The sequence below is a fragment of the Pseudomonas sp. WT-JTC genome (genome assembly GCF_056711565.1).
Window position 1 is genome coordinate 1,144,306 of sequence record NZ_CM160042.1, and the last position, 26,036, is coordinate 1,170,341.

General features: G+C 59.4%; 16 protein-coding genes. 9 read left to right on the forward strand and 7 right to left on the reverse strand.

Translation table 11 applies throughout. The features are described from left to right. Positions 1-112: 112 nt before the first annotated feature. Together AC06G5_RS05060 and AC06G5_RS05065 are read right to left on the reverse strand one after the other, a co-directional pair. Entirely contained in the window at positions 113-2,524 is a 2,412-nt protein-coding gene (locus tag AC06G5_RS05060; RefSeq protein WP_413428035.1) for a glucose/quinate/shikimate family membrane-bound PQQ-dependent dehydrogenase, read from the reverse strand. Between the two features lie 223 nt (positions 2,525-2,747). Then, on the reverse strand, positions 2,748-4,130 hold the full coding sequence (locus tag AC06G5_RS05065) for a carbohydrate porin (protein WP_413703512.1): 1,383 nt from the start codon (positions 4,128-4,130) through the stop codon (positions 2,748-2,750). Between the two features lie 468 nt (positions 4,131-4,598). Here AC06G5_RS05065 and AC06G5_RS05070 point away from each other — a divergent pair, with 468 nt between their 5' ends. Further along, a complete protein-coding gene (locus AC06G5_RS05070; RefSeq protein ID WP_413428033.1) occupies positions 4,599-4,829 on the forward strand; it encodes a VF530 family protein in 231 nt (76 codons plus the stop codon). A gap of 1 nt (position 4,830) precedes the next feature. Beyond that, complete coding sequence (locus tag AC06G5_RS05075) at positions 4,831-5,475, forward strand: Pr6Pr family membrane protein (RefSeq protein ID WP_413428032.1); 645 nt, start codon at positions 4,831-4,833, stop codon at positions 5,473-5,475. A gap of 52 nt (positions 5,476-5,527) precedes the next feature. On the opposite strand, the gene AC06G5_RS05080 is transcribed toward AC06G5_RS05075, so the two are convergent. Together AC06G5_RS05080 and AC06G5_RS05085 are read right to left on the reverse strand one after the other, a co-directional pair. Then, on the reverse strand, positions 5,528-6,319 hold the full coding sequence (locus AC06G5_RS05080; RefSeq protein WP_413428031.1) for a siderophore-interacting protein: 792 nt from the start codon (positions 6,317-6,319) through the stop codon (positions 5,528-5,530). Continuing rightward, positions 6,316-6,891 carry a PadR family transcriptional regulator gene (locus AC06G5_RS05085; RefSeq protein ID WP_413428030.1) on the reverse strand — a complete coding sequence of 192 codons (576 nt, stop codon included), beginning with the start codon at positions 6,889-6,891 and terminating at the stop codon, positions 6,316-6,318. Before AC06G5_RS05085 ends, AC06G5_RS05080 begins: the two co-directional genes overlap by 4 nt. A 504-nt stretch (positions 6,892-7,395) precedes the next feature. Here AC06G5_RS05085 and AC06G5_RS05090 point away from each other — a divergent pair. The 6 genes from AC06G5_RS05090 to AC06G5_RS05115 all read left to right on the forward strand — a co-directional run bounded on the left by AC06G5_RS05090 (position 7,396) and on the right by AC06G5_RS05115 (position 14,410). After that, complete coding sequence (locus tag AC06G5_RS05090) at positions 7,396-7,875, forward strand: CS1 type fimbrial major subunit (RefSeq protein WP_413428029.1); 480 nt, start codon at positions 7,396-7,398, stop codon at positions 7,873-7,875. Between the two features lie 111 nt (positions 7,876-7,986). Then, on the forward strand, positions 7,987-10,509 hold the full coding sequence (locus AC06G5_RS05095; RefSeq protein WP_413428028.1) for a CS1-pili formation C-terminal domain-containing protein: 2,523 nt from the start codon (positions 7,987-7,989) through the stop codon (positions 10,507-10,509). A gap of 2 nt (positions 10,510-10,511) precedes the next feature. After that, complete coding sequence (locus AC06G5_RS05100; protein ID WP_480459050.1) at positions 10,512-11,798, forward strand: hypothetical protein; 1,287 nt, start codon at positions 10,512-10,514, stop codon at positions 11,796-11,798. A gap of 59 nt (positions 11,799-11,857) precedes the next feature. After that, the gene (locus tag AC06G5_RS05105) at positions 11,858-12,601 is read left to right on the forward strand and encodes a molecular chaperone (RefSeq protein WP_413428026.1); all 744 of its coding nucleotides are present in this window, start codon (positions 11,858-11,860) and stop codon (positions 12,599-12,601) included. A 46-nt stretch (positions 12,602-12,647) separates the two neighbouring features. Then, positions 12,648-13,142: a CS1 type fimbrial major subunit gene (locus AC06G5_RS05110; RefSeq protein WP_413703509.1), complete on the forward strand. Its 495-nt coding sequence runs from the start codon at positions 12,648-12,650 to the stop codon at positions 13,140-13,142. Next, a complete protein-coding gene (locus AC06G5_RS05115) occupies positions 13,139-14,410 on the forward strand; it encodes a hypothetical protein (RefSeq protein ID WP_480459051.1) in 1,272 nt (423 codons plus the stop codon). Before AC06G5_RS05110 ends, AC06G5_RS05115 begins: the two co-directional genes overlap by 4 nt. Before the next feature lie 66 nt (positions 14,411-14,476). Here AC06G5_RS05115 and AC06G5_RS05120 read toward each other — a convergent pair whose 3' ends face one another. Both AC06G5_RS05120 and AC06G5_RS05125 read right to left on the reverse strand, forming a co-directional pair. After that, a complete protein-coding gene (locus AC06G5_RS05120; RefSeq protein ID WP_480459052.1) occupies positions 14,477-19,126 on the reverse strand; it encodes an NEL-type E3 ubiquitin ligase domain-containing protein in 4,650 nt (1,549 codons plus the stop codon). 148 nt (positions 19,127-19,274) lie between these two features. Continuing rightward, positions 19,275-22,385, reverse strand: a complete 3,111-nt coding sequence (locus tag AC06G5_RS05125) for a transglycosylase domain-containing protein (RefSeq protein WP_480459053.1) — start codon at positions 22,383-22,385, stop codon at positions 19,275-19,277. Positions 22,386-22,856: 471 nt separating this feature from the next. Between AC06G5_RS05125 and AC06G5_RS05130 the strand changes: the two genes are divergently transcribed. Beyond that, positions 22,857-24,275, forward strand: coding sequence for an amino acid permease (locus AC06G5_RS05130; RefSeq protein ID WP_413425777.1), 1,419 nt, complete (start codon positions 22,857-22,859; stop codon positions 24,273-24,275). A gap of 564 nt (positions 24,276-24,839) precedes the next feature. On the opposite strand, the gene AC06G5_RS05135 is transcribed toward AC06G5_RS05130, so the two are convergent. Further along, entirely contained in the window at positions 24,840-25,964 is a 1,125-nt protein-coding gene (locus AC06G5_RS05135) for an OpgC family protein (protein WP_413425775.1), read from the reverse strand. Positions 25,965-26,036: the final 72 nt, after the last annotated feature.

Sequence of the window (26,036 nt, forward strand, 5' to 3'; positions counted from 1 at the left end):
TGCCTGACACACCATCGCGAGCAAGCTCGCTCCTACAGAGTGGTTTTGTGGTGGCAACAAAAAAGGCGACTCCTGTGGGGGAGTCGCCTTTGATGTTTACTGCCGCTGATACTTATTCCGACAGTTTGTACGCAATCACATAGTCACCCATCTTGGTGCCCAGCGAGCCGTGGCCACCGACGACCAACAGCACGTACTGCTTGCCGTCCTTGCCGGTGTAGGTCATCGGCGTAGCCTGGCCGCCAGCCGGCAGGCGAGCTTTCCACAGCTCTTTGCCGGTGTTGACGTCGTAGGCGCGCAGGTACTGGTCCAGGGTGCCGCTGAGGAAGCCGACGCCGCCTGCGGTGACGATCGAGCCGCCCATGCTCGGCACGCCGAGGTTCATGCCGACAGGAATTGGCGAGCTGTCGCGGCTGGTGCCGTTCTTGCGTTTCCACACGACTTTGCCGGTGGTCAGGTCGATGCCGGCCACGTAGCCCCAGGCCGGAGCCTGGCACGGTACGCCGAACGGCGACATGAACGGGTGCATGATCACCGCGTAAGGTGCGCCCGTGTTCGGTTGCACGCCCGCTGTTTCGCTCTCGCGCTTGCTGCCGGCTGCTACTTCAGCACGTGGCACCATTTTCGAGACGAAGGCCATGTAGTTCGGGCTGGTGAACAGCAGCTGGCGAACCGGGTCGACCGAAACGCCGCCCCAGTTGAAGACGCCGACGTTACCCGGATAGATCAGGCTGCCCTGTTCCGACGGCGGGGTGTACTGACCTTCGTAGCGCAGCTCCTTGAACTGGATGCGGCACAGCATCTGGTCAAACGGGCTGGCGCCCCACATGGCTTTTTCGGTCAGTTCCGGGGCCAGCAGGTTCAGGTCCGAACGGGCCTGGGTCGGGGCGGTGTGGTCGCCTTTCACGGCGCCTTGCGGAACCGGGATTTCCTTGATCGGGATGATCGGCGTGCCGTCACGACGGTCGAGGACATACAGGCTGCCCTGTTTGGTCGGAGCGATCAGCGCAGGTTTCACGCCGTCGGCGGTTTTCATGTCGAGCAGGGTTGGCTGGCTGCCAACGTCCATGTCCCACAGGTCGTGGTGGGTGAACTGGTAGTTCCAGCGTACCTTGCCGGTAGCGAGGTCCAGGGCGACCAGGCCGGCGCTGAATTTCTCGGCGCCTGGAGTGCGGTCGGCGCCCCACTGGTCAGGCGTCTGGTTGCCCAGTGGCAGGTAGACCATGCCGAGTTTTTCGTCGACGCTGGCCAGCGACCACATGTTCGCCGAGTTGCGGCTGTAGGTCTGGCCCGGGGCCAAGGGTTCGGTGGCGTCCGGGTTGTTGCTGTCCCAGTTCCATACCAGATGACCGTCGCGCACGTCGTAGGCGCGGATCACGCCGGACGGCTCGTTGGTCGATTCGTTGTCGGTGACGTGGCCACCCATGATCACCAGATCACGGGTGATCGCGGCTGGCGAGGTGGAGTAGTAGCCACCGGCGGTGAACGGGCCGATGCCTTGGGTCAGGTCAACCACACCGTTGGTGCCGAAGCCTTCGCAGATCTTGCCGGTGTCGGCGTTGAGTGCGATCAGGCGTGCATCGGCGGTTGGCAGGTACAGGCGACGCGGGCAAGCCTGGGCAACGGCTTTGCCGGCCTCGGAGATGACGGCGGACGCAGCGGTTTCAGACTTGGCGTAAGCGGCTTCGTCGTAGTACGACACGCCACGGCAGGTCATGTGGGCGAAGCCCTTGAAGCCCACCGGGCTCTTGATCTGCGGGTCGAAACGCCACAGTTCCTTGCCGGTGTCCGGGTCCAGCGCCAGCACCTTGCTATGGGCGGTGCAGGCATAGAGCATGCCGTTGGCCTTGAGCGGGGTGTTTTCGTTGGTCAGTTCCACCGGGTCATCGGCGGTTGGCAGATCGCCGGTCTGGATACGCCAGGCTTCCTGCAGCTTGCCGACGTTACCCGGGGTGATCTGCTTGAGCGGCGAGTAGCGGTCACCGAATTCGCTGCGGCCATAGGCCTGCCAGTCTCCGTCAGGCATTTGTGGCGCAGTGCTGGCCATGTCAGCCGAGTCACGACCCAACTCGCCAAAGGTCTCGCCCGGATGGGTGAACTGGCTAGCCAGGGCGGTAACACCGGCCAGGACCACGGCCACGCTCAAGGCGCCAGTGCCCATGGGGGCAGGGCCGTTGATCAGCAATGGGCGACGGAACCACGGCAGCAGCATCACCACGCCGAGGGCGAACCACAGCGCCAGGCGCGGCACCAGTTGCCACCAGTCCAGGCCGACTTCCCACAGGGCCCACACAGTGCTGGCGAACAGCACCAGGGCATACAGGCCCAGCGCTGCGCGGCGGGCGGCGATCAGCAACACGCCGGTCAGCGTCAGGCCGATACCGGCCAGCAGGTAATACAGCGAGCCGCCGAGCATGCTCAGCTTGATCCCCCCGGCCAGCATGGCCAGGCCCATCAGTAGAAGCAGTATGCCGAGCAGGGCCGGCAATAGACGGCTTCGACCCAAGGCACCATCAGTGCTCATAGTGTGATTCTCCGTGACGTTTCAAGTAGTCCCGCGCCAGTTCACTGTAGATGACGATCCGGCGCGGGCAGGGTTCATATAAAACCGGTTTGGCTGACGCAGTCCCTGTAGGAGCGAGCTTGCTCGCGAAAAGCCTGAGAACGCCGCGGGGTGTCAGGCTCGTAGCGTTATCGTTCACGTCCATCGCGAGCAAGCTCGCTCCTACAGGGGTTTGTGGTGTTGCTTAGAACGACGACTGGATCTTGATCCCGCCAATCAGCGCGTCATCGACCTGGTCAACGCCACCGGGATGGCGGATGTATTGCAGGTTCGGGCGTACGGTCAGCCAATTCGTAACGTGCACGCCGTAATAGAGTTCGGCGCTGTATTCGGTGTCCTGCGGTGGCAGGAAGGCCGGATCGTCGAAGTCGAAGACGGCATGGGCCTGGTTGGTCGCCTCGGCGTTTTTGCGCAAGGCCGGGTTGACGTGCACGCGGGCCATGGCGAAACCGATGTCGTCCTTGGCGCGGGCATCGAACGGGCCTTTGTAGACAAGGCCGGCCTGGACGTAGTTGTCGATGGCATTGGTTTTCTTGTCGTGCATTGTGCCGTTGGCGAACAGGCTCAAGCCGCGGGAGTGGTCGCTGGCGAGGCTGGTGACTTGCTGTTGAAGGCCCAGCCACACGCCGTGTTTGCTCGAGGCGCTGCGGTAGGCCTCGCCACTCAGGGCGGCAGGCTGGCCGTTGCTGTCCTTGTAGACGTCGGTGGCCTTGGCGCTGCTGTAGTAGTAACCGGCGCGATATTCGCCCGGCAGGCCGTTGAGCTTCGGCGTCCACACCAGCTCCACCGGCAGGACCGCGCCCTGGGTGCCGCTGCCGCTGAGCTTGAAGCCATTGCCGCGATCCAGGTTCGACGAGTTTTGCTCATAGGCGCCAACCTGCGCGTACAACTCGGGCGTCAGGTGATATTTGACCCGCATCGCCCACTGGCTGACCGGCCAGTTGTACCAGATGTCGCCCGCCCAGTTGCCGACCTGGGAGCCGCAGAACGCCAGGTTCTGGAAGTCGCAGGGGAAGCTGTTGAAGTCTTCGCCCTCACCGAAACGGCCGACCTTGATATCGAGCTTCTGATCGAAGAATTTCTGCTGATACCACATCTGCGTCAGGCGCCAGGTCTGGCCACGTCCCCAGACTTCCTGGGCCGAGGTGAAACCGCCGACGCGCGGATCGTTGATGCGGTCGTTGCTGATGTTGTTGCCGCTGCGTTCGGTAATGGTCAGCTGAAACTCGGCATCGTCCCAGCCGAGGATCTTCTGCAAGTCCAGGTGGGTGCCCAGGCCGAACTGGTCGCTGTAGCGCGCGGTGCGGTCGTGGTCGTGGCCACCGTGCAGGTTGCTGCCCATCTCGCCGGTGTAATCGACTTTGAAGTCGTAGCCTTTTTCCGCAAGTTCAGTGCGAGTGCCGTTCCAGTCGCCGAGCATCCACGGTGAGTCGCTTTCGAATGCCGCAGCGGCCTGGACACAGCTGGCGAGGCCGAACGCGGTGAATCCGCCGATCAGTTTGAGGACGTTGTGGCAAGAGACAACCTTAAAGACAGCGCTGTCTTTCGAGAATCGTAAATCAGGCATAGAGAAGAAATTCTTGATCTTTTTCTGGGGGATGAGCGGAAGAAGTGGCTGGCGGAAGCGTTTCAGCTAAGGCAGGCGCAAGGATAATGATCTGTTACAAATAGAGAAAGGGGTTTTACTGACATGCATCCTTTCAATTTTGGTAACAGTGTTCTCCTGTAGGAGCGAGCTCGCTCGCGATGGTCGTGAACGAAAACGCGTAAAACCAGATGCCCAGCGGTGTCCTTGCGTTTTTCGCGAGCAAGCTCGCTCCTACAGGATCCCAGAATCCCAGAATCCCAGAATCCCAGAGTCCCAGAGTCCCAGAGTCCCAGAGTCCCAGAGTCCCAGAGTCCCAGAGTCCCAGGGTCCCAGGGTCCCAGGGTCCCAGAACCCCGGGATCACCTACATTTAACAGACCGCTTCCCCCCAACGAAGCCCTCGGCTAAGGTGCGCGGCTTCCCATCCCTACATCGCTGAAGGCCCGGCATGACCGAACAGACCCACGACCCGCTGCACGGCGTAACCCTGGAGCAAATCCTCAACACCCTGGTTGAACACTACGAATGGTCGGGGCTGGCCGAGCGCATCGATATCCGCTGCTTCAAGAGTGACCCGAGCATCAAGTCGAGCCTGACGTTCCTGCGTAAAACCCCGTGGGCGCGGGAGAAGGTTGAGCGCCTCTACGTGAAACTGATGCGCACCAAGCGTCCGCTCTGACATGTTCATCCCGTCAGTCGCGCGGCGTCGTTTCGCCGCCATCGCTGCCGTCCTTGGCTGGGCCGGATTGAGTATCCAGCTGTACCTGATTTTCTACTCGCGCTGGACGCTGGCAGCCAGTTTGACAGGTGGCCTGGTGAGCTTTTTCAGCTATTTCACCGTGCTCAGCAATACGCTGGTGGCAACCGTGCTGACCTGTGAAGCGACGTCCCGCGAGTCGGCCGCGCGCCGCTGGTTTTTGCAGCCGTGGGTCAGCAGTGGAGTGGCCGTGAGCATCGCCGTGGTCGGCCTGGCCTACAGCCTGTTGCTGCGTCACTTGTGGCATCCGCAAGGCTGGCAATGGCTGGCCGATGAGCTGCTGCATGACGTCATGCCGCTGTTGTTTCTGGGCTATTGGTGGTGCTGTGTGCCCAAGGGCATGTTGCGCTTGGGGCACATCGCGTTATGGGTGATTTATCCACTGGTGTACTTCGCCTATTCCCTGTTGCGCGGGAATTTGCTGGCGGTTTATCCGTATCCGTTCATTGATGTGGAGAAGCTGGGTTATCCACAGGTGTTTATCAATGCCGGGGGATTGCTGGCGGGGTTTGTGGTGATTGCGTTGTTGTTGATCGCGTTGGATCGATTGCGCGCTGCCCGCAAGTGAACGCTGATTGTGGTGAGGGGGCAAACCCTCTCGCCACAATATTGAGTTGCTGTCATTCCTCGTCGCTGTCATCCAGCCGCCAGTAACCGACGGCTTTTACGAACTGTTCATCCAGCCCATGCTCATCGAGTAACACCCGGCGAATCTGCCGCGACACCTTGCTCTCGGTCGCGACCCAGGCATACAAGCTTCCTGCAGGAACCTGGATCTGACGCACAGTGCTCAGCAAGTGGTCCTTGCCACCTTCGCGCAGCACCCAGAGCACATTGATCTCGGCAGCGCTCTGCAGTACTTGTTGCTCCTTGCCGTTCTCCACTTCGACAATCACCAACGCCCGGCGATTGGCCGCCAGCCCTTCCAGGCGGCGGGCGATGGCGGGCAGGGCGGTCTCATCACCGATCAGCAGGTAGCTGTCGAAAATGTCCGGCACGATCATCGAGCCACGGGGCCCGCCGATGTGCAGAAACTGACCTGGCTTGGCCTGTTCTGCCCAGGTCGAGGCCGGGCCGTCGCCGTGCAGGACGAAATCGATGTCCAGCTCCAACGTGTTCAGGTCGTAGCGGCGCGGCGTGTAGTCACGCATGGCCGGCATCGCCCCGTTGTCCTTGCCGGCGCCAAGCACCAGGGTTTCCAGGGCTGCAGCTTGCTCGGCGTTCTGCGGGAACAGCAACTTGACGTGATCGTCCGTACCAAGGCTGACGAAACCTGCCAGTTCCGGACCGCCCAGCGTGATCCGACGCATGCGTGGAGTCAGGTCGACTACCCGCAGCACTTCCAGGCGACGCCGTTTGATTTCGTGCATGACGCGGTGAATGGTTTGGGAAGGCAGGATAACGTCGATCATTCGGCTGTCTCCTGGGCAGGCTGAACGGCAGGGCCGTCGACAATGGCTTTGGCGGTGTTGTTGAGCAGGGTCGAGACGCGCCGGATTTCTTCCGGGCTCCAGCGGCCATGGTGCAGTTGCAGGGCATGGCGCAGGTTGTGCACCGCCTCGTGGATTTCCGGTGGACGATCATGACCGCGCAGGGAGCGTTTGCTGACATCGATGCGCACCCGCACACCTTCAAGTGCAACGGCCTGCTCGATCAGGGACTGGCGCCCGGCGTCTGTCACGCCGTAGCGTTTTTTTCCGCCTTCGGCGTCGCCCTGGATCATTTCGCTTTCTTCCAGAAAGGTCAGGGTCGGATAGATCACTCCGGGGCTGGGGCTGTAGGCGCCATCGAACATGCCTTCGATCTGGCGGATCAGGTCGTAGCCGTGGCAGGGCTGTTCGGCGATCAAGGCCAGCAGCAGTAATTTCAGGTCGCCGGGGGCGAACACTCGCGGACCCCGACCACCGCGTTCACGGCCGGGGCGCTTCTCGAAACCGTCGTGGCCGTCGCCGTGTTCGCGGTGGGGGGAATGATGGTCTCTCATTTTCGCTTTCTCTCGTCGTGTTTAGATACAACTTAAGATATATCTTAACGATAATGCAAGACCGCCCGACCAGCGGACGCCCCCAGCGTCACCCCTGAGAAACCGTCAAGATCGAAAAATTAGTGGGTATTAATGCAGGCGAATAACTTGAAATTAGTGTTAACTCTCTAATGTCATGTTTTCGACTATTGTTTGCGGGGCTTGTAGTATCGGTCTTACAGAAGTAACTTCGTGAGTGGTTGCTAATCATTGCCTATAAAGTGCGATTTGTAGTCTGTCTCTTACAGTCAAACATTGGTTTTTATGTTGTTTCAGGTTTTTTCTTTCCAGGGTGGTAGCACTTTGGCTACGCACTTGCAGGAATTTGCCTGCTTACTTTCCAGATCTATTGAATCATCATCTTTCGGCGTTGAAAGTTCAGCTGAGCAAATAACTGCTCGTGACTGTTTTTGCTCATCAGGAACTTTCAACTCTTTAATCCTTTTAAAAGACAGGTACTGAAAGATGTTCAAGAAAATCGCGTTTGCTGCTCCTCTGGCTGTTCTGGCACTCAGCTCCTCGATGGCATTCGCCGCTACCGAAGCCCGGCACTCCATCAGTCTGACTGCCAATGTTCCAACTGACGATTTCTACGCGGTACCAGTCGATGCAGATCTGGTCAACAAGGATCAGGACATGAGCTACAACCCAGGCATCGACGCCATGAAAACCGTCGACGGGCACTTTGACGTCCTTCACACCGCCGGCAAGGTCAACGCGCGACTCGAAGGCGTTCCAAAGCTGATTGCCGGTAGCAAAACCATTGATTTGAAAGTCGAACTCAATGGCAAGACGTTGAACACCACTTCGCAGGAAGTCGTTGGAGATACTGAGTCCAATACGCGTTATCGTGCACCGTTCAAAATCAGTGCAGTCACTAGCGGTAAACCTGATGCAGGCGACTACACCGGTGTTGTCATGCTGGTCGTTGAACCTTCTGTCTAAGTAAGGCATTCGACGCTAAAACGCTTACTTATTCCAAGTAACGTACTCGGTCGGCAAACTTTCCGGTTTGTCGGCCGTGCTTTGACTTTCCCGTAATCAGAGTACTTTTTCATGTTCCCGATGACGCCCATCGCGGCAGCGCTTGCGCTGCTGTTATGTAGCAGTGCATTTGCGGCGCCGACTTCCGTTGTTAATACGCCGCGAAGTTTGCTGGCCCAGGCCAAAGGCCTGCCGGCAGAGTTCGAGGAGCACTTTTTCGATGTTCCGTTGGCGGTTCGGGTCGAACTCGATCAACAGCCCCTCGGCGAGGCGATGATTGTGTTATCTCGCGATGACCGGGTCACCTTGCTCGATTTCACCGACACCAGCGACAGCCGTTTCAGCGCCAGCGAGCGCGACACCTGGGCCGATATACTCAAGCCCGGCGTGGCGCTGGGCTCCTGCAGCGCAAAGTGCCCGGAGCAAATGCTGGCCGTTCACTACAACCTGGAAAATTCATTGCTGTCCGTCGTTACGGAAAATGCCGAGCGCGACAGTGAAGCCAGACGCTTCTACGACCAACCCGAAGGCGGCAGCAGCGGCCTGATGGTACGCAACCAGCTCAATCTCAATGGCGGGCAGGATCAGGACCTGGGCGGCCGATTTGGCCTGGAAGCCAGCGGTAGCATGGGCAACTGGAGCCAGACCTTCAATATGCAACTGGCGCGTCTGGGCGGGCCGGACGACAAGCTCTACCACGCCGTACATGAGCTGCACACCCAGCGCGAACTGCAAGGCAGTTTTTTCCGACTGGGTTACTTCACCCCCAATTCCGAAGGCCTGACCCGGCAACCCCGTTCGTTCGGCACCAGCCCCGATACGGCGGTTGGCTTGATGTTCGGCAGCTCCGACAGCCTGGCGATCAACTCACCGAAACCCAGCGTCTATCCCGTATACGTCACCGCCAACCGCCAGGCTTCGGTGGAAATCTATCGCGATGGCCTGCTGCTCAACACCCAGTCGGTGCCGGCCGGGTTGCAGACCCTCGATACCCGGCCATTGCCGGGAGGTATCTACGAAGTGGAAGTGCGCCTGATCGAAGACGGCCAGATCACCTCGACCACCCAGGAGCTGATCTACAAACCGACCAACTGGCGCAACCACGACGAGCGTTGGCGCTACAACCTTTTTGCCGGCCAGGAAACCAGGCTGCTCAGCAACTGGAATCAACAGGACAGTGGTGACGCCACGGCGGGGGCGGCGGTCAACTACCTGCTGCATCCTCGGGTGATTCTCGGACTATCGGCGCGTCAGGTTCGGGAAAAACTGCAATACGGCACCTCGGTCGATTGGAGCCTGGCCAACAGCACCAGTGTCTACGCCAATTTTTACCAGACCGAAGACCACGGCACCGGCATCGATGTGCAGGGCCTGTACAACTACGGCTCGGGCAGCCTGGTGGTCAGCCACAACCGCAGTTGGCTCGACACCACCAACACTTTCGACACGTTGCCCGACGGTACCCGAGTACGCCAGCGCAATGTGTTCACCGGCGAGACCAGCAACTCGTCATTGGCGCTCAACCATCGGATCAGCCGCAGCAGTTCGTTGAATGCACGGGTTTCCCACAGTGACGGCAATGTTGAAGGCGTAGGCGTGGATCTGGGCTGGACCCAGCGCACCACAGTGATGGGCAGCGATGCCAACTGGCGTCTGTCGCTGTTTGATCGCCCCGGCAGCTTCAGCAGTGGCGATGCGCGTAACCGTGGTGTCGACTTGAGCATCAACATGGCATTGGGCGGGCCGGGTCAGCAGATATCCGGCAGCATCGGCACGCGCACCGCACGGGACGGCAGCCGCGACAACAATGCATCCCTGGGTTATCGCAAGGATTTGCAGGATCACGTCTTGCAGAACGTCTCGGTGACCGCACTGACCGATACCTACGGCGTCGGCGTTTCCAGTCTGGCGAACTTGCGCACCGACAGTGTGAACGGTGACGGCTTCATCCAGCGCTCGTCCTTCAACGGCAACTTCACCGGCGGCCTCAACGTCGACAGCACCCTGGTGGTCGGCGGCGACAAAATGCTCATGACCAGCCAGCACCAAGGCCGGGGCGCGGGGATGATCGTCGATGTGGAATCCGATATCGACGGCATCGCCCTGCGCGCCGATGACTTGAGTGGTGGTAGCGCGGCCCTGCGCCCGGGGCGCAACTTCATCCCGATCACGGCGTACCAGAACAGCTCGGTGAGCTTCGACTTCCAAGGCAACCACGCGCCGGCGGCAACCATCGAGCCCTCGCGCACCCGCTATCACCTGAACAAGGGTGGCGTGGAGTATCGCAAGGTGCGGGTGATGAAAACCTTCACCGTGCTTGGGCGTTTGCTCGATGCCCAAGGGCAGCCGCTCAAGGGCCATCACGTGATCAACCACGCCAGCCGTGGGGTGAGCGAAGTCGATGGCTTCTTCTCGATGGAAATGAACGCCGGCTCGCCGACGCTGGAAGTGCGTCATGCCGATCAGTTGCTGTGCCAGTTCCGCCTTGATGCGAGCCTGCATCGCAGTGAAAACAACGTGCTGATGATCGGTGATCTGCGCTGTACGCCGGATACCTTGGCGGATGCGTCTTATCAATCCGAGAAGGCGGGTTAACAATGATGAAGTTACTCTGCAAAGAACGATTGATCGCTCGAATCAGCATTGTGTTATTGGGGATATTGGTGTCTTTGGTATCACAACGTGTGGTTGCGCTGGATGTGAATATTACTGCCTTATTCAGACCGGATCCGGCAAATCCGTTGAAAAACGAGTTTATTAACACCACTCCACAAAGTGGCTATTGCGAGGCGCTGCCACAGTACTGTGTCAATCCGCCATTAATCAGTTTTCGACTCCCGATGCGTTTTCGATCGGCTTTCCCGATCAAGGCTAATCATCCTGTGCAGTCGGACGGTGCAATGTTCGGCGTCCCTGGACAATGGAGAACACTCCAGGTCAGGCACGTTTCGACCGGTGAAATGGCGGAGGTAGAAGTCAGGGTGGCAGGTATAGGGACCACTCATTTACTGGAAACACCCGTTCAGGAAATAGTGGGGGTGCCAGAGAGTACTTCTTCCGCTACGGCATTCGAAATGTTATGGGAGGGAGGGGGATGGGTCCATGGCGCCGGCCCCTGCAAATCCACGGGGTATCATGGTTCGAACTCATGGATGTATGGCTTTTTCTTAAGCGTAGATGCAACAGATGGTGTTTGTGCGAAGAAGGCCTTGTTTGAGATTCCTGTACTCAAGTACGACCATCTTGATCTGGGCTATGAACTGAGAACACCCAATCCGTTGAAGATGGCCACGGGTGTATATGTCGGAAGTATTATCTACACCATAGGGCCGCGAGGGGATATCGACATGGGGAATAACATGGTTGCCGAAGGCAGCAGTGTTATCAATCTCATGTTTACTCTGACGGTAGAGCACGAACTAAAGGTTGAACTTCCGCCGGGTGGTAACAAAATTTCGTTGGTGCCCCAGGGTGGCTGGCAAAGTTGGCTGCAGGCGGGACGCAAGCCCGTGCGGCTATTTCGTGACCAGACTTTCAATATATCGGCGTCTTCGCGTTTCAAGATGCATCTGGAATGTGAGTTCAGTGCCTTTCCCCACGATTGCCTGCTGGATGACCGAGTCTCTAAACGTGGGGTGGCGTTGCATGTCGGCGTCAGTCTGCCCAATGGGCTGACCGACATGGCCGGCCAACCCGTCAGGCAAATGCGCCTGCGCGCGGGAGCGGCCAACGCATTGCAGTTCCAACCGGGGTTCTACGTCGATAGAGCGCCGGGCGTGCTGCACTTTGAAGTGCCGCAGGACCAGATGGAATTCATGCTCAAGCCGGGTGCAGGTCCCTTTTACAGGGGCAATGCCACCGTTATCTGGGATTCGGAAGTCTGATGGGCAGCGTAGCCATAGTGCGGGTTCGCAAGAGGGTCAATGTCATGAGGTTCAAGGTTATGAAACGTGTGTGGTTATTGCTGGGTTTGTGCGGCTTTTCCTTGGGGCTCCAGGCCGGCCCGCAAATCAATGTCGGCACGGTGTACGACTATCTGGATGGCGAAAAAAGCACGTACCTCAAGCGCGTGTTCAACAGCGGCGACAGCACCGCGTTCGTCAAGGTCAACATCCTGGAAATCATCTATAACGCTGACGGTACGTCCAGTGAAGTGCCGGTCAAGACCCAGGCCGATGCCAGCGGCCGCGATGGGCTGATGGCCAGCCCGGCGCGGTTGATCGTGCCGGCCAACGGCATGCAGGGCACCCGTTTGCTGCACATGGGCAGCCGCGACACCGAGCGCTATTTCCGTGTGCGCTTCGTGCCGGTAGTGCCGGAAAAGGAAGACGAGTTCGCCGTGTCGGCGGAAGAGCGCGACGACTACAAAAAGAACCTGTCGGCGGGAGTCAACGTCATGACCGGCTTCGGCACGGTGTTTTTTGTTCGCCCGAGTAATGCGCGTTTCGACAGCGTGATCGACGACACCCCCGAGCGTTATCGCCTGCGCAACAAGGGCAATACCGTGGTGGTGATCGACGAGTTCCGCAACTGCTCGCGCAAGAACGAAACCGAGTGCGAACCGACCACCAAGCACCATGTGCTGGCGGGCAGGACCTTCGAGTTCGAGAAGAAGCCCGGGCGCGAATACCGTTTCAATGTGGTCGAGGGCGACAGCAAGAAAACCCTGCGCATCGCCAGCCAATAACAGCGCCTGCCGAGCGGTCCCGTACTTGATGCAACAGGTAATTGATATGAACAAGCAAGTGGCTTGCGCCTTGTGCATGGGCGCCCTGATGCTGAACAGCGCGCTGGCGTACGCGGCGCGGGAAGAGCACAGATTCGAAGTGTCGGTGGACATTCCGACCCTGGGATTTTACGTGATACCCGCCGAATCGAACTGGATTCATCGTGAACAGACACTGTCGTGGGATCTGGGCACCTCGAGGCTGGGAGGGCTACGCAAAAATTTCGACGTGCGCCATGACTCCGGCGCCATCGAGGCCCGGCTGGAGAGTGCGCCGTATCTGTCCAATGGACGCGACGAGCAGAACATTTTCCTGCAGGTCCAATTCAATGATCGCTTGTTGAGCCATGAGCCTCAGCCCCGGGAAGTGGTGCCGGCGGAACAGGCCAGGACCGGCGGCCGTTTCCCTCTGGTAATTACACCGAGGCCGCCGGCCGGCGGCTACAAACCGGGGACTTACTATGGAAATGTCTTGCTGGTCTTCAGTGCGGCCGCGCCATGAAATTTCATTTTCATTGCGGGCTTTTGGAGCGGTTAATCGAGGTACAGGGAATGCACTCAATAAATAAACTGAAGTGCACGCTTATAAGCGTGTTTACTTTGTTTTGTTCAATGTCATCAAACGCAGCGACCATTGAGATGACAGCGGTGTTTCGTCCTGATCCGTCGAAACCCATGCACAACGTGTTTCAGAATACGACACCACAGAGCGGGCATTGCAAGGATCATCCGAATTATTGTGAGGAGGGGGTTTTCAGTATCGGGGTACCGATTCGTTTCAGGTCCGTCGCGCCTTTCCTGCCGATGCATGATGAGCGCCAGGGCCCCATGTTTCGGGTGCCGTCATCCTGGAAAGAGCTGAATGTCACCCATGACGTTACCGGGGAAACCGAAACAGTCAGAATGCGGGTCGTGGGCATAGGTGGCGCGTACACAGTCAAACTGCCGTTTCCCGAAGGCATGTGGAACAGTCCTTGGGGGTATGCTCCTGCTCCCTGTCGACATGGTGGTGTGGCCTATGCCAGCCCTTACTTTTATGCCTTCTTTTGGAAAGTGCCGCCCAATGCGGGCACTTGCGCAAAACAGGCTATTCAGTTAATTCCCGAAACTTATGGGTTTGCTTATCAGGATCTGACTTTTTCTTATGAGCTCGAAACGCCTCAGCCTCTGAAAATGTCGTCAGGGACCTACAGGGGCGTGTTGTCCTACAGTGTGGGGCCACATAAAGAATTCGATATGGGCGATATCATGTTGCCCGATGATGATGTCATCCAACTTGATTTTGCATTGAACGTAGAACACACCCTCAAAGTCGATATTCCGCCGGGTGGTAACAGCGTTGTGTTGGAGCCCAAAGGCGGTTGGCAGAGCTGGTTGCAGGCGGGGCGCAAACCTGTGCGGCTGTTCCGCGACCAGACCTTCAACATTTCCGCGTCATCGCGTTTCAAGATGCATTTGATGTGCGGACACAGCACCGTCTATGACCAATGCGGGCTTTATAGCATTGAGGCGAGGCGTATGGTTGGGATCTATGTCAGCGTCAGTCTGCCCAATGGTCTGACCGACATGGCTGGACAACCCGTCAGGCAAATGCGCCTGCTCCCGGGAGAGGCCAATGCGTTGCAATTCCAACCGGGGTTTTATGTCGATAGAGCGCCGGGCGTGCTGCACTTTGAAATGCCGCCGCAACGTGTGGAAGAAATGCTCAGGCCGCCAGTAGGTCAACGTTACAGGGGCTCTGTCACCGTTATCTGGGATTCGGACGTCTGACGCAGAGCGTCGCAATGCTCCTGGACGGGCTGGCGGCAGTCGCCAGCCCGTCCAGGCACTGCACTGTTATTGCCCGGCTCGCCTTAACGCCTCGCGAGTCAAGCGTCTCGACAATTCCTTCTCTTCGTCGCCCAGGTCAACCAGCAATCGGTCAAAGATCGCATCGCTGATCGGCTCATCGGCAAAGACCACCGTGGGTGGCACCGGCAGATCATTCATCAGCTCCCACAGGCGGTTTCGCAGTTCACCCCGGTCTGTGTCCGCAGCTTGCGTCCACTCCCGCTGCACGCTGCGCAACGTCTCCAGTCGCTCGTATTTGGCCTGGTAGATTCGCTTGTTGGCTTCCATTCGGGCTGGATACCTTTCGCGCAGATAATCTTCCCAGAAATGCTGCTCAAGCATTTTGTTGACCAGGCCATCGCCTTCTTCCAGCGTCAGCACTGTGTCATAGGCCTGATTGACCATGGCATCGGTCACTCCGGACACGGGCCTGAAAAGCATGCCTTCGGATTGCCACGGCAAGCCCAGGCGCTGCGCCAGCCCGGTCTGGTAAGCCAGATAGACCTCTACATCGTCAGGGTTGCCGCCACGACTGGCGACGTCGGCACGGGCGATTTCATTGACCTGCTCCAGGCGAGCGGCACCCTTGGTCAGCGTCACCAGTTTGTTTTCAAGCTCGACGCGGTTGGTGGAGTACGAGTACGCCTCGGAGGCCAGCACCCGGATACCCATGTTGTTGAACAGTTTCGCACCGGCGTCGGCACAGTCCACGGGGGCGATGGCCATGGTGAACAGCTCCTCGCGCAAGCGTGTGTCGACCTGTACTGCATCGAGCATGCGCCAGATGCGTTGACGCAGCTGATCGCGCGCCGGGCCGCCGGCTCGATAGTCGGCCGAGTCCTGGGTGTTGACCAGCACTTCCATGAAGCGCTGGGCTCGGGGTTCGTCGATCAGGTCCGACCACAGAGTGGCGCGGTCAATGCCCCAACCGGGTACATCACTCCAGTGGTCGATGCTGATCATGGGGTCGATCTGACTGGACCAGGGCACGACGGGCTCCGGCGGCAACGAAAATGAGCGACGCATTTGCTGATAGAGCAATTGATCGACATCAGACAAATTGCCAACACTCAGGCGGCTGCGCGCCACGATCCAGGCGTGAGCAGAGCCAGGCACCACTTCGGGAACCCGGCGGATCGGGTTTGCTCGCAGGTCCAGCAGGAAGCCACGGGGTCTGGGTTTGCTGAACGTTCCGTTCGGCCAGGCTGAAAGTCCCGTGTTCTTCAGCCCCACGACTTTCAGGCGAGGCATGCGCCCGATGTCCGGGCTCATGCCCAAAGGGTTGTCATCGAGCCGGAGGATTTCCAGGCGGGTCATTTTTTTCAGCCGATTCACTGTGGCCAGGTCCAGCACGATCTTGTTATCGCTCAGGCGCAGGCGTTCCAGCCTCGGCATCGTGTCCAGCCTTTTGGGCAGTATCGTCAGCTCGCAACCTTTGGCGCTGAGTTCACGAAGGTTGGGAAAGTCCTTGAGAATTCCGTTCAGCTCAATCGAAAAACGCGTGTTGTCGAGTTTGAGCTCGGTGACCTTGTCGAGGAATTTTTTCAGCTCCGGGCGTTTTGACCACCAGGTTTCCAGGTCCAGCGGCAAGAGCTCCCGAGAGAGGTCAAGGGAGTAGCTGGCCGGGTCGGTGCGGTTACCGAGGTCGGTGTTTTTGCGCCGGAAACATTCAATGAGCCGTTCGGCAATGTGTTGTCCGCCATCATCGCGGAAGCTGGTACCGCCGGGTCCCCAGGCCTGGGGTTGCTGATATTCCCAACGGTTGACGATTGTCCGCAGTTCGTCGAGCTCGTCCTCTTCGCGTTCCATGGCTTTGAGCGGCTCGCCTCGTTCGATCAAGGCATCGGCGTATGTATCGACCTCGCGTTCGCTGAAATGCGGGTAGAGGTCGCGAATGCGATCGTGCACGGTTGCGCCGTCCCTGCTCAAACCACCGCCACGCACCAGCAGCAGGGTTTCGTGTTCGGCAACGGGCCGCAAGGGCGGGGTGGCGAGGACTGTGCGACGTTCGGTGGGGGTGGCCTTGGCGATGACCCATTGTCTGAAAGACTCGCCGTCGCCCGGCCTGTAGCCCAATACGTTGCGCCCGTTCTTTTGAGTGGCATGGAGGAGGGCTTCAAAAAGACCTTCCGCTTCGTGGATCGGCTGGTCCGAGCCATCGCGTACGGTGTATTTTCCGGTGGCGTCCCGAATCAATACCCGCACCTGCGTTGCATTTTCGGAACCGGTGTCGCAACGAAGTTCGCCATCGAACGTTCCCTGGCGGATTTCAATGCGCAGGTCGGCAAAGGTATCGGTGTAGATTCGCAAGACTCCCAGCGCCAGGCGTTCGGTATCGATGCTGCTTAATGAGTCAAGGTACAGGCCCTGTGCCGCGCGAACCGATCGTGTTTCGAATTGGAGTTCGCGTGCGCGGGTTTTCAGGCGCAGTGGCAGGCGCTTGTTTTGCGCGATCCGCTGGCGCTCCGAGGGGGTGGCACTGGCGAGGATTCTTTGTGCGATGCTTTCTGGCAGGTCCGGGAAGTCGCTGAACAGCTGGCCAATTTCGGGGGAGGGCACCGGGGCGGGGCTGGCGGTCGAACCGATGCGTTGCAGGGTATCGCTCAGCAGCGGCGGCGGTGGCGCGAGCTCAACGTGCATCCTGCGCAGTTCGGCCTCTTCGCTGCCGCTGACCTGACGGATCCGCTCGAGTTGCCGGTCGCTGTAACCGTCGGTGCTGTGACCGAGGCGGCGCATCAGCGTCGAGCCTTCCCACTGCCGAGGGTTTTCCGTTTCGCTGACCCAGGCCCCGTGGCCGTTGTGTTGCAGGGTGGGCGCATAGGCGTCGGCGCGTTGCGGATGCTGGATGCGGTGTTGCCCGGTTACCGGGTCCTGGCGTACCTGGTAATGCTGGTTGTCCAAGCGTACAAGGCTTTGCTCTTGATGCTGGTAGATACCCAACCGGTCTGGCCTGGCGGTGGTGGGCAAGACGATGTCGGGTCGCTGATAGGGTGCCAGGTCGGGGTGCCACAAACGCGTCTGGCCGTTGGCCGACTGGACCGGTTTGAGTCCCTCGAAAAACGGCGAGAGCTGCGTCCGGGCGTAGTTGCCCAGTGCGGCTCCCCCCGCGAACGCAGCGAACTGAGCGACACTTTCCAGCACGCCGATGGCCTGTTCAGCCGCCTCGATCAAGCGACCTTCGGCCAGGTCGACAATGCCTTCGACCACTTCGTCGGTCAGTTGATAGACGGTATACGCCAGCATCAGCTCGCCCAGCCTCGGAACGAAGGGTGTCACCACCAGCAGGGCGGCATTGAAAATGTCCGAGAGCATTTTCTCCAGATTGTCCCACCAGGCCCAGCGAGCGATGCGGTCGGCGTACTCGGTGGTGATCGCGATCTCCCGGGCGTCGTTGAAAATCTTGTTCATGCTGCGTTTGTAGAGGTAGTCCCACGGGTCGCCGGTATAGCGCAGCTGGCGATCCTCCTCGAACTTCGTCACGCGAAATTGCAGATTCGGGTTATTCACCGGTGTGTCGCGCCAACTCGGAAGGTTGGAGCCCGGTGGGGCGGGTTGCCATGTCACCTTGCTCAGGCGCGCGTTCAAATTGGCAAAAAAATGCCCACGCTGGTTGTGGGCGACAAACCGGCTGAAGAACTGTTGGTAGTTGTCATCGGGCTCTGTGCTGCGCAGCTGGCGGGTCAGTTCCGCCATGAATTGCAGCGACGACGGATACTCCTTGAGCGGATGCTGCGGATCGTGCGGGACGTACGCAATCAGCGGCGCAGGGGTGTTGCCGGTGAGTGACGAGTAGCTGATCAGCACGATGCCGGTCAGTGCGGCGTCCATCATCTCCAGGGTGTAATAGCTGACGGGGTGACCGTTCCAGTGCGGATTCCTGTGGCCGTCAATCAAGCCTTGGATGACGTGATGGGCGTGCTGGCCGATGTCGTTTTTCATCAACGCCATGTGTGCCGCGACTTTGAGTGCACGTTTCTGGTTGAGAGTGACTTTGTAGCGCAAGAAGTTGCTGGCCACCGGATTGGTGGACAGCAGGTAATCGCGCAGATGCTGTTCGTACAGGGCGCCGATGTTCAATTCGCGACACAGTGACGTGAACTGCTTGATGCTGATTTTGTGCAGCAGGTGTTTGGTGAAGAAGTGACCGCGCTCGTCGGGGCGGGTGATGAACCCCGAGTCCGGGGTAAATGTTTCGCCACTGGAAAAGTTGTGCAGCGCCGCATCCAGCAGGGATACGTTGCGAGCCTGAGTGCTTGAAGAGAAATCATGCACCCACCAAGACGTTTCTCTCGGTGCATAGAGTCGCAACCAGGTGTCTTCGACATCGTCTTCAACACCGTAGCGGTCCTTCAACGCCTGTTGCAACAGGGGTTTGGCAAAGGCGTAGACATCTTGCAGATTGCTCAGCATCCGGTCGATATCGTTCTGGGCAGTCCAGGCCAGCTGCATGTCGCTTTTAAGGTTTTGATGGGCCGTGGCCGACGCATTCCTGTGCCAGTCGGGGAGGGTCAGCCTGACGGTTTTCAGGGCTTTGACAGTGGATGTCGAGGTGCTCAGCAGCCAGGAAGGAATGGCCTTTTTTACCAACTCATAGTGGACACTTTTATCCACAGGAACTGATGGCGCCTGCGCGGGTGCCGCGAAGGGTATGGGCATGGTTTGATCGTCCGTTGATCGTGAGTGGAGCCACCAGTCTAGGCAGGCGCCATGCCCGGAAAAAGCTTAAAGATCGGTTTGAAACACCGCCGTTTGCGGCTCGACACTCTCAGAATTCAGACATGAACAATACATGGATACCACCACGTCATCGCACAGCCGTCGACGCACCAGGCTGGCACATGGTGTGAGTGCCCGGTTGCAGATACGGTGTCAGGATCGGTGCCATGCCCTTGAGCACCTGCACGGGCAGCGCCGAGGTGAACGTGAAGTTCTCGGCCGAGCGTCCCGGCACGAACGCAGTCAGTGTGCCGAAATGGTGGTCACCGATGTAGAACACGAAGGTCGCCGTGCGGTTGAGTGATTTGGAACTGAGAATCCGCCCGCCGGAACCGATGGCCTCGATACGGTTGTCACCGGTGCCGGTCTTGCCGCCCATGGCCAGCGGGGTGCCGTCCGGCAGTTTGAAACTGCCGGCCACGCGTTTGGCCGTACCGGCATCCACCACTTGTGAAAGGGCTTCGCGCATGGCCGTGGCGACCTCGGATGGCATCACCCGTTTGCCGACGTCCGGGTCATTGATCAGTTGGGTTTCATAGGGTGTGTTCGCGGCGAAATGCAGGCTGTCGATGCGCAGGGTCGGCATGCGCACGCCGTCGTTGAGGATGGTGCCGATCAGCTCCGCCAGCGCCGCCGGGCGGTCGCCGGAGCTGCCGATGGCGGTCGCCAGCGACGGCACCAGGTGGTCGAACGGGTAGCCGACTTTCTGCCAGCGCTGGTGAATGTCGAGGAACGCCTCGATTTCGAGCATGGTGCGGATGCGGCTGTCGCGAGCACCCTTGTGCCGGCTTTTGAACAACCAGCTATAGACCTCCTGGCGTTCGAACTGGCTGGCTTTGACGATCTCACCCCACTTGGCGTCGGGGTGATTGAGCAGGTAGCCCATCAGCCACAGGTCCAGCGGGTGAACCTTGGCGATGAAGCCTTGGTCCGGCAGGTCGTAGGTGCCGGGACCGTAGGCCTCGTAGAGCCGCACGAGACGTTCGTCAGTGAGTTTTTCCGTGAGCTTACCGGTCAGGTGCGAGCGCACGAAGGCATTGAAGCTTTCCTGGCTGGCCTGTGGCAGCAGATAGCGGTGCACGGCGGCCATACGGATCGGGGTCGGACGCATGCTGTCGAGGAAGGTTTCGAGCCGCTCCTGGGTGTCCTTGTTCTTGTACTTCTTCCAGAACTTGAGCAGGAACGAAGTACCTTCACGGTCGGCGAACGAGGCCAGGTATTCCTGACGCCGCGGGTCGCGGTCGTCCTTGAACAGTTCGGCACTGCTGTTCGCACCGGAGTAGGTGGTGTAGCGCACCAGGTCACGCATCAGGCGAATGAACGGCAGGTTGATCGACTCGCGCAGGGCGTCGCGCAGGGTCGGTATGCGGCCGTTGTCTTCCTTGCGGAAGTTGTGGAACACATGCAGGCCGCCCCCGGTGAAAAACGCCTCGCCGGGGCTGGCGGAGTATTTGCGGTCCAGGGCCGCGCCGAGCATTTTTGGCAGGTCGCGGTCCTTGTTCTCGATCAGGTAATCGACCGCCCAGCGACTCAGGCGGTCCTGATCCGGTACGTCGACTTTCTTCAGTTCCGCAACGTCCATGCCGGCGTATTTGTCGTGCAGCTCGGAGATGATTTGCAGGTAGGTGGTCAGCACGCGCATTTTCGCGGTGGAGCCCAGTTCCAGTTTGCTGCCTTCGTTGATGTCGAACGGCTGGTCGGTGCTGTCGGTCTGCACCCTAACCCGCGAGCCGTCCGGGGTCAGCTCGAACAGGGTGAAGCTGTAGCGTACCTGGGTGGTGCTGGTGGTGGTCAGAAGTCGTTCGCCGATCAGGCCGATCTGCGTGGCAAACCCAGGGTCGGCCAGTTTTTTCAGGTACTCGGTGGCCTCCGATTGCAACTCGCCTTGCAGGGTGCTGGTGGCGGACAGGTCGAGGCGGTCGAGGTCATACAGCGGGCGATTGAGCATGCCGGCCAGACGGCTGCGCGCCACACTGATGCCCTTGTTGGTTTCAATCGGTTGAATGGTCGGCTGGGTGGCCCAATCGCGGTAGGTCACCTTGCTGGCCAGGGCGGCGGCGGCGAACTGAGCGTCGATCACATTATTTTGCGCCAGCAGGCGAATATGGCTGTCGGTGAGGTCGGCCAGTTCATCATGGCCTTTGGTCAGGTAATGCGACGGGCGGCGCTGTGCAATCATCAACGACAGCATTTCACGCAGGGCCAGGCCTTTTTCCGCCATGGTTTTCGGATCCGTTGCAGTGCTGGTCAGGGCTTCGTTGGCCTGCTTGAAGTCCGAGCCATACCACACGCGCAAGCCCTCAGCCATGCCATGCACTTCGCCGTGCCCCGGTACGGCTGATAACGGCACGCTGTTGAGGTAGTCGCGAACCACGTTCTGCCGGGCTTCGAGGGTTTGTGGCCCGGCCTGATAGGCGCGCACGGTGGCGGAAATCATCTGGCGGATCTTTTCCGCGCCATTGACCGTCAAGCCATCGGGGGAATGCCGGTACTTCTCCAACTGTGTGGCCAAGGTACTGCCACCGGCGGACTGGCCGGGCACGTGCAACATCTTGGCCACCTGGGACCATGCCGCCATGCCGAACCGTGGCCAGTCCACCGCCGGGTTGGCCAGCGGTTGTTGGGGGTCGAGCAGGAAGCGGTTCTCGATGAACAGCAGGCTGTTGACCACCACTGGCGGGATCGAGGTAAAGGTTGAATAAAGCTGCTGTGGATAGTGGTACTGGTAGAGCGGCGCTGCGCGGCAATCGGTGATCGACAGCCCGGCCTGGATTTTTTCGGCATAAGGCACGAACAGGCCCTTGTCGCTGTACTTCAACAGGGCCGGAGAAAAACGGGTTTGCGCCTCGACGACGAAATCGCGCTTGATCAGGCGCGGCAGGAATTCATCCAGAGAGCTGTAGCCCAGGCGCCGATCGAACGGCCCGTCGCCCGGATAGCGAATGGCATCGCTGGGGCCGGGTTTGAGCTCATAGTTGAGGGACGCAGCGTATTTGCTGACTTCCCGGGCCTGGAACTTCGAGGTACGCATTTCCCTGGCAGCCGCCAGCCCCACGACAATCGCGATAATCAACAGCAATAGCCAGAACGCTCCCCATCCGTGCCTGGAACGACGGGGTTTTTCAGGTATAGGCGCTTCATCCTCACGTTCAGTCGGAACCACGGTTTTACTCGAATCGGTTTGCCACAAAGCGCCCATAGTCGACTGATCCATTCACGCAGATTGATCGGACTTGACTCAAGCTTAGACGGTGGTTGGCGAAGGTGAAAAAAATGTGAAGGGCAAAATGATGCACGGACACACCGTTAATTGGGCTGATTGAAGCAGTTGTGGCGAGGGGGGCTTGCCCCCGTTCGACTGCTTCGCCCGAGCGCGGGCCGGCCAAACGGGGGCAAGCCCCCTCGCCACAGGTGTCGTATGGTTTGAGAGGGGGGTGGTCTGTAATGCCCGGGGTAGAGCGTTAGCAGGGGGAGATACGACTTTGGCAGGGGCATGACGATGCACCATTGTTGTGCAATACTCGGCGCCGCTTTTCCCACTGATTTTGCGGGTTTTTCCCACAAGACAGGTCTGCCCACGAAGCAGGCCCGGTTCGGGAAGCGAGGGCTTACCGGTCAGCGCTTCGCCACTCGGTGGTCATATCCAATAACAAGACGAGGATGTCCCCCCATGCCTGTAGGCAATCACCTGCCCCACGGCGAAACCGCTCAGGGCGGTCCGCTCAAACGTGAACTCGGCGAGCGGCATATTCGCCTGATGGCACTCGGTGCCTGTATTGGCGTCGGTCTGTTTCTGGGTTCGGCCAAGGCCATTGAAATGGCCGGTCCGGCCATCATGCTGTCCTACATCATCGGCGGTCTGGCGATCCTGGTGATCATGCGCGCCCTCGGCGAGATGGCCGTGCACAACCCGGTTGCAGGCTCGTTCAGCCGTTACGCCCAAGACTACCTCGGCCCGCTGGCGGGCTTCCTGACCGGCTGGAACTACTGGTTCCTGTGGCTGGTGACCTGTGTTGCGGAAATCACTGCCGTCGCGGTGTACATGGGGGTCTGGTTCCCCGAAGTGCCGCGCTGGATCTGGGCACTCGCTGCGTTGGTCAGCATGGGCTCGATCAACCTGATCGCAGTCAAGGCCTTTGGCGAATTCGAATTCTGGTTTGCCCTGATCAAGATCGTCACCATCATTGCCATGGTGCTGGGAGGTATCGGCGTCATTGCGTTGGGTTTCGGCAACGACGGCATTGCCCTTGGGATTGCCAATCTGTGGACCCACGGCGGCTTCATGCCCAACGGCGTGCAAGGCGTGCTGATGTCCCTGCAGATGGTGATGTTCGCCTACCTGGGCGTGGAGATGATCGGCCTGACCGCCGGTGAAGCGAAGAACCCGCAGAAGACCATCCCTGACGCCATCGGCTCGGTGTTCTGGCGGATTCTGCTGTTCTACGTCGGAGCCTTGTTCGTGATCCTGTCGATCTACCCATGGAATGAAATCGGCACCCAGGGCAGTCCGTTCGTAATGACCTTCGAGCGCCTGGGCATCAAGACTGCCGCGGGCATCATCAACTTCGTGGTGATCACCGCTGCGTTGTCGTCCTGCAACGGCGGCATCTTCAGCACCGGGCGCATGCTCTACAGCCTGGCGCAGAACGGCCAGGCCCCGGCCGGTTTTGCCAAGACCTCGAACGGTGTGCCGCGTCGCGCCTTGCTGCTGTCGATCGGTGCCTTGCTGCTGGGCGTATTGCTCAACTATCTGGTGCCGGAGAAGGTCTTCGTCTGGGTAACGGCGATTGCCACCTTCGGCGCGATCTGGACCTGGGTGATGATCCTGCTGGCCCAGCTCAAGTTCCGCAAAGGCTTGAGCGCCAGCGAGCGAGCGGGCTTGAAGTACCGCATGTGGCTGTACCCGGTCAGCTCGTACCTGGCGCTGGCATTCCTGGTGCTGGTGGTCGGCCTGATGGCGTACTTCCCGGACACCCGCGTGGCGCTGTATGTGGGCCCGGCGTTCCTGGTGCTGCTGACGGTGCTGTTCTACGTGTTCAAGCTGCAACCGACCAATGTTGCGCAAGGCGCGGTGCGTTCGGCTTCGTAAACTTGTAGGAGCGAGCTTGCTCGCGATGGTCGATAACGATAACGCGTGTTTTCTGGCTAAACGCGGCGCTCTTGAGTCCATCGCGAGCTCGCTCCTACAAAAAACGCCGACCCATTGTAGGAGCGAGCTTGCTCGCGATGGTCGTTAACGATGACGCGTGTTTTCTGGCTGAACGCGGCGCTCTTGGGTCCATCGCGAGCGAGCTCGCTCCTACAAAAAAACGCCGACCCATTGTAGGAGCGAGCTTGCTCGCGATGGTCGTTAACGATGACGCGTGTTTTCTGGCTGAACGCGGCGCTCTTGGGTCCATCGCGAGCGAGCTCGCTCCTACAAAAAAACGCCGACCCATTGTAGGAGCGAGCTTGCTCGCGATGGTCGTTAACGATGACGCGTGTTTTCTGGCTGAACGCGGCGCTCTTGGGTCCATCGCGAGCGAGCTCGCTCCTACAAAAAAACGCCGACCCTTTGTAGGAGCGAGCTTGCTCGCGATGGTCGTTAACGATGACGCGTGTTTTCTGGCTGAACGCGGCGCTCTTGGGTCCATCGCGAGCTCGCTCCTACATATCAGGCGGGCGCAGTTTGCAGTGATCGATTCAAGCGCTTGTTTAACTCCAGCCATGCCCCCAGCAACGCCATCAACCCTGCACCCACCAGCGCGGTAAAGACCTGCATGGCGAAGGCGTCATCGGTCAAGGCGTTGACCATGTCCGCCAATGGCGCCAGCAGCACGCCCAGGCAGAAAATCTCCAGCGAGAAACGGCCCATGCGGCAACTTTGCTGAGCGAACCAGTTTTGTGTCCATCCGCTGTCGGGTATCAGTTTCGCCGTGACGTAGGCCAGTGCGAGAAAATGCAACAGGCGCACGGGGGACAGGTTGGTCTTGCTGATGGGGTACAGGGCGTTTTGCAGGCTCGCCGGCACCACGGCATCGTGTATGTCCGGCCAACGCCACAGGACGGTCAACGCACCGGCGACCACGACATACAGCGCCGCACTCACAAACAACGGCTGGCGCAGCAATGGGCGGGTTTCGGGCGGTCGCGGGCGCTGGCTGTGAATCGCGGCGGCACCGCCGAGCACGAACAGCAACTGCCAGGCGACAGGATTGAAATACCACACTCCGTCCTTGATGGCCGCCAGGTTCCAGCCAGCCAGTGGCACCATCAAATACAGTGCCAGGGACATCGTGACCACCACCCAGGCCTTGCGCACCAACATCGGCAGCACCAGCGGCAAGCCCGCCAACAGCACGATGTACAGCGGCAACGGGTCCATCAGGTTCGGCTTGAAGCGCAACAGCAGTTCATCGATCAGGGCCTGCTGAGGGTTGCTGATGAAATGATGCATGCCCATTTCCTCCACCAGATCCCGTGTTTCCACGTGACTGTTGGCGAAAAACACAATGCCCATCAGCATCGCCAGAAGGAAGATATGCACCACATAGAGCACCCACGCGCGGCGCAGGATTTTCACGCAGGCGATCAGGAAACCGTCTCGGGCCAGGACTTTGCCGTAGGCCAGCACAGCCGCGAAACCTGCCAGAAACACGAAAACCTCGGCCGCATCGCTGAAACCGAAATTACGCAGGGTGATTTGCCCCAAAGGGTTGTGGGGCACGTGATCCCAAAAGATGAAGATCAGTGCCAGACCACGAAAAAAGTCGATCCGGTGATCGCGTGCTAACGTCATGACGGCAGGCTCGTAACAGCGAGTGAAAACGGGATTGGCCGCGGGTGCAAAAGGCCGCAGGTCCAACCGGCG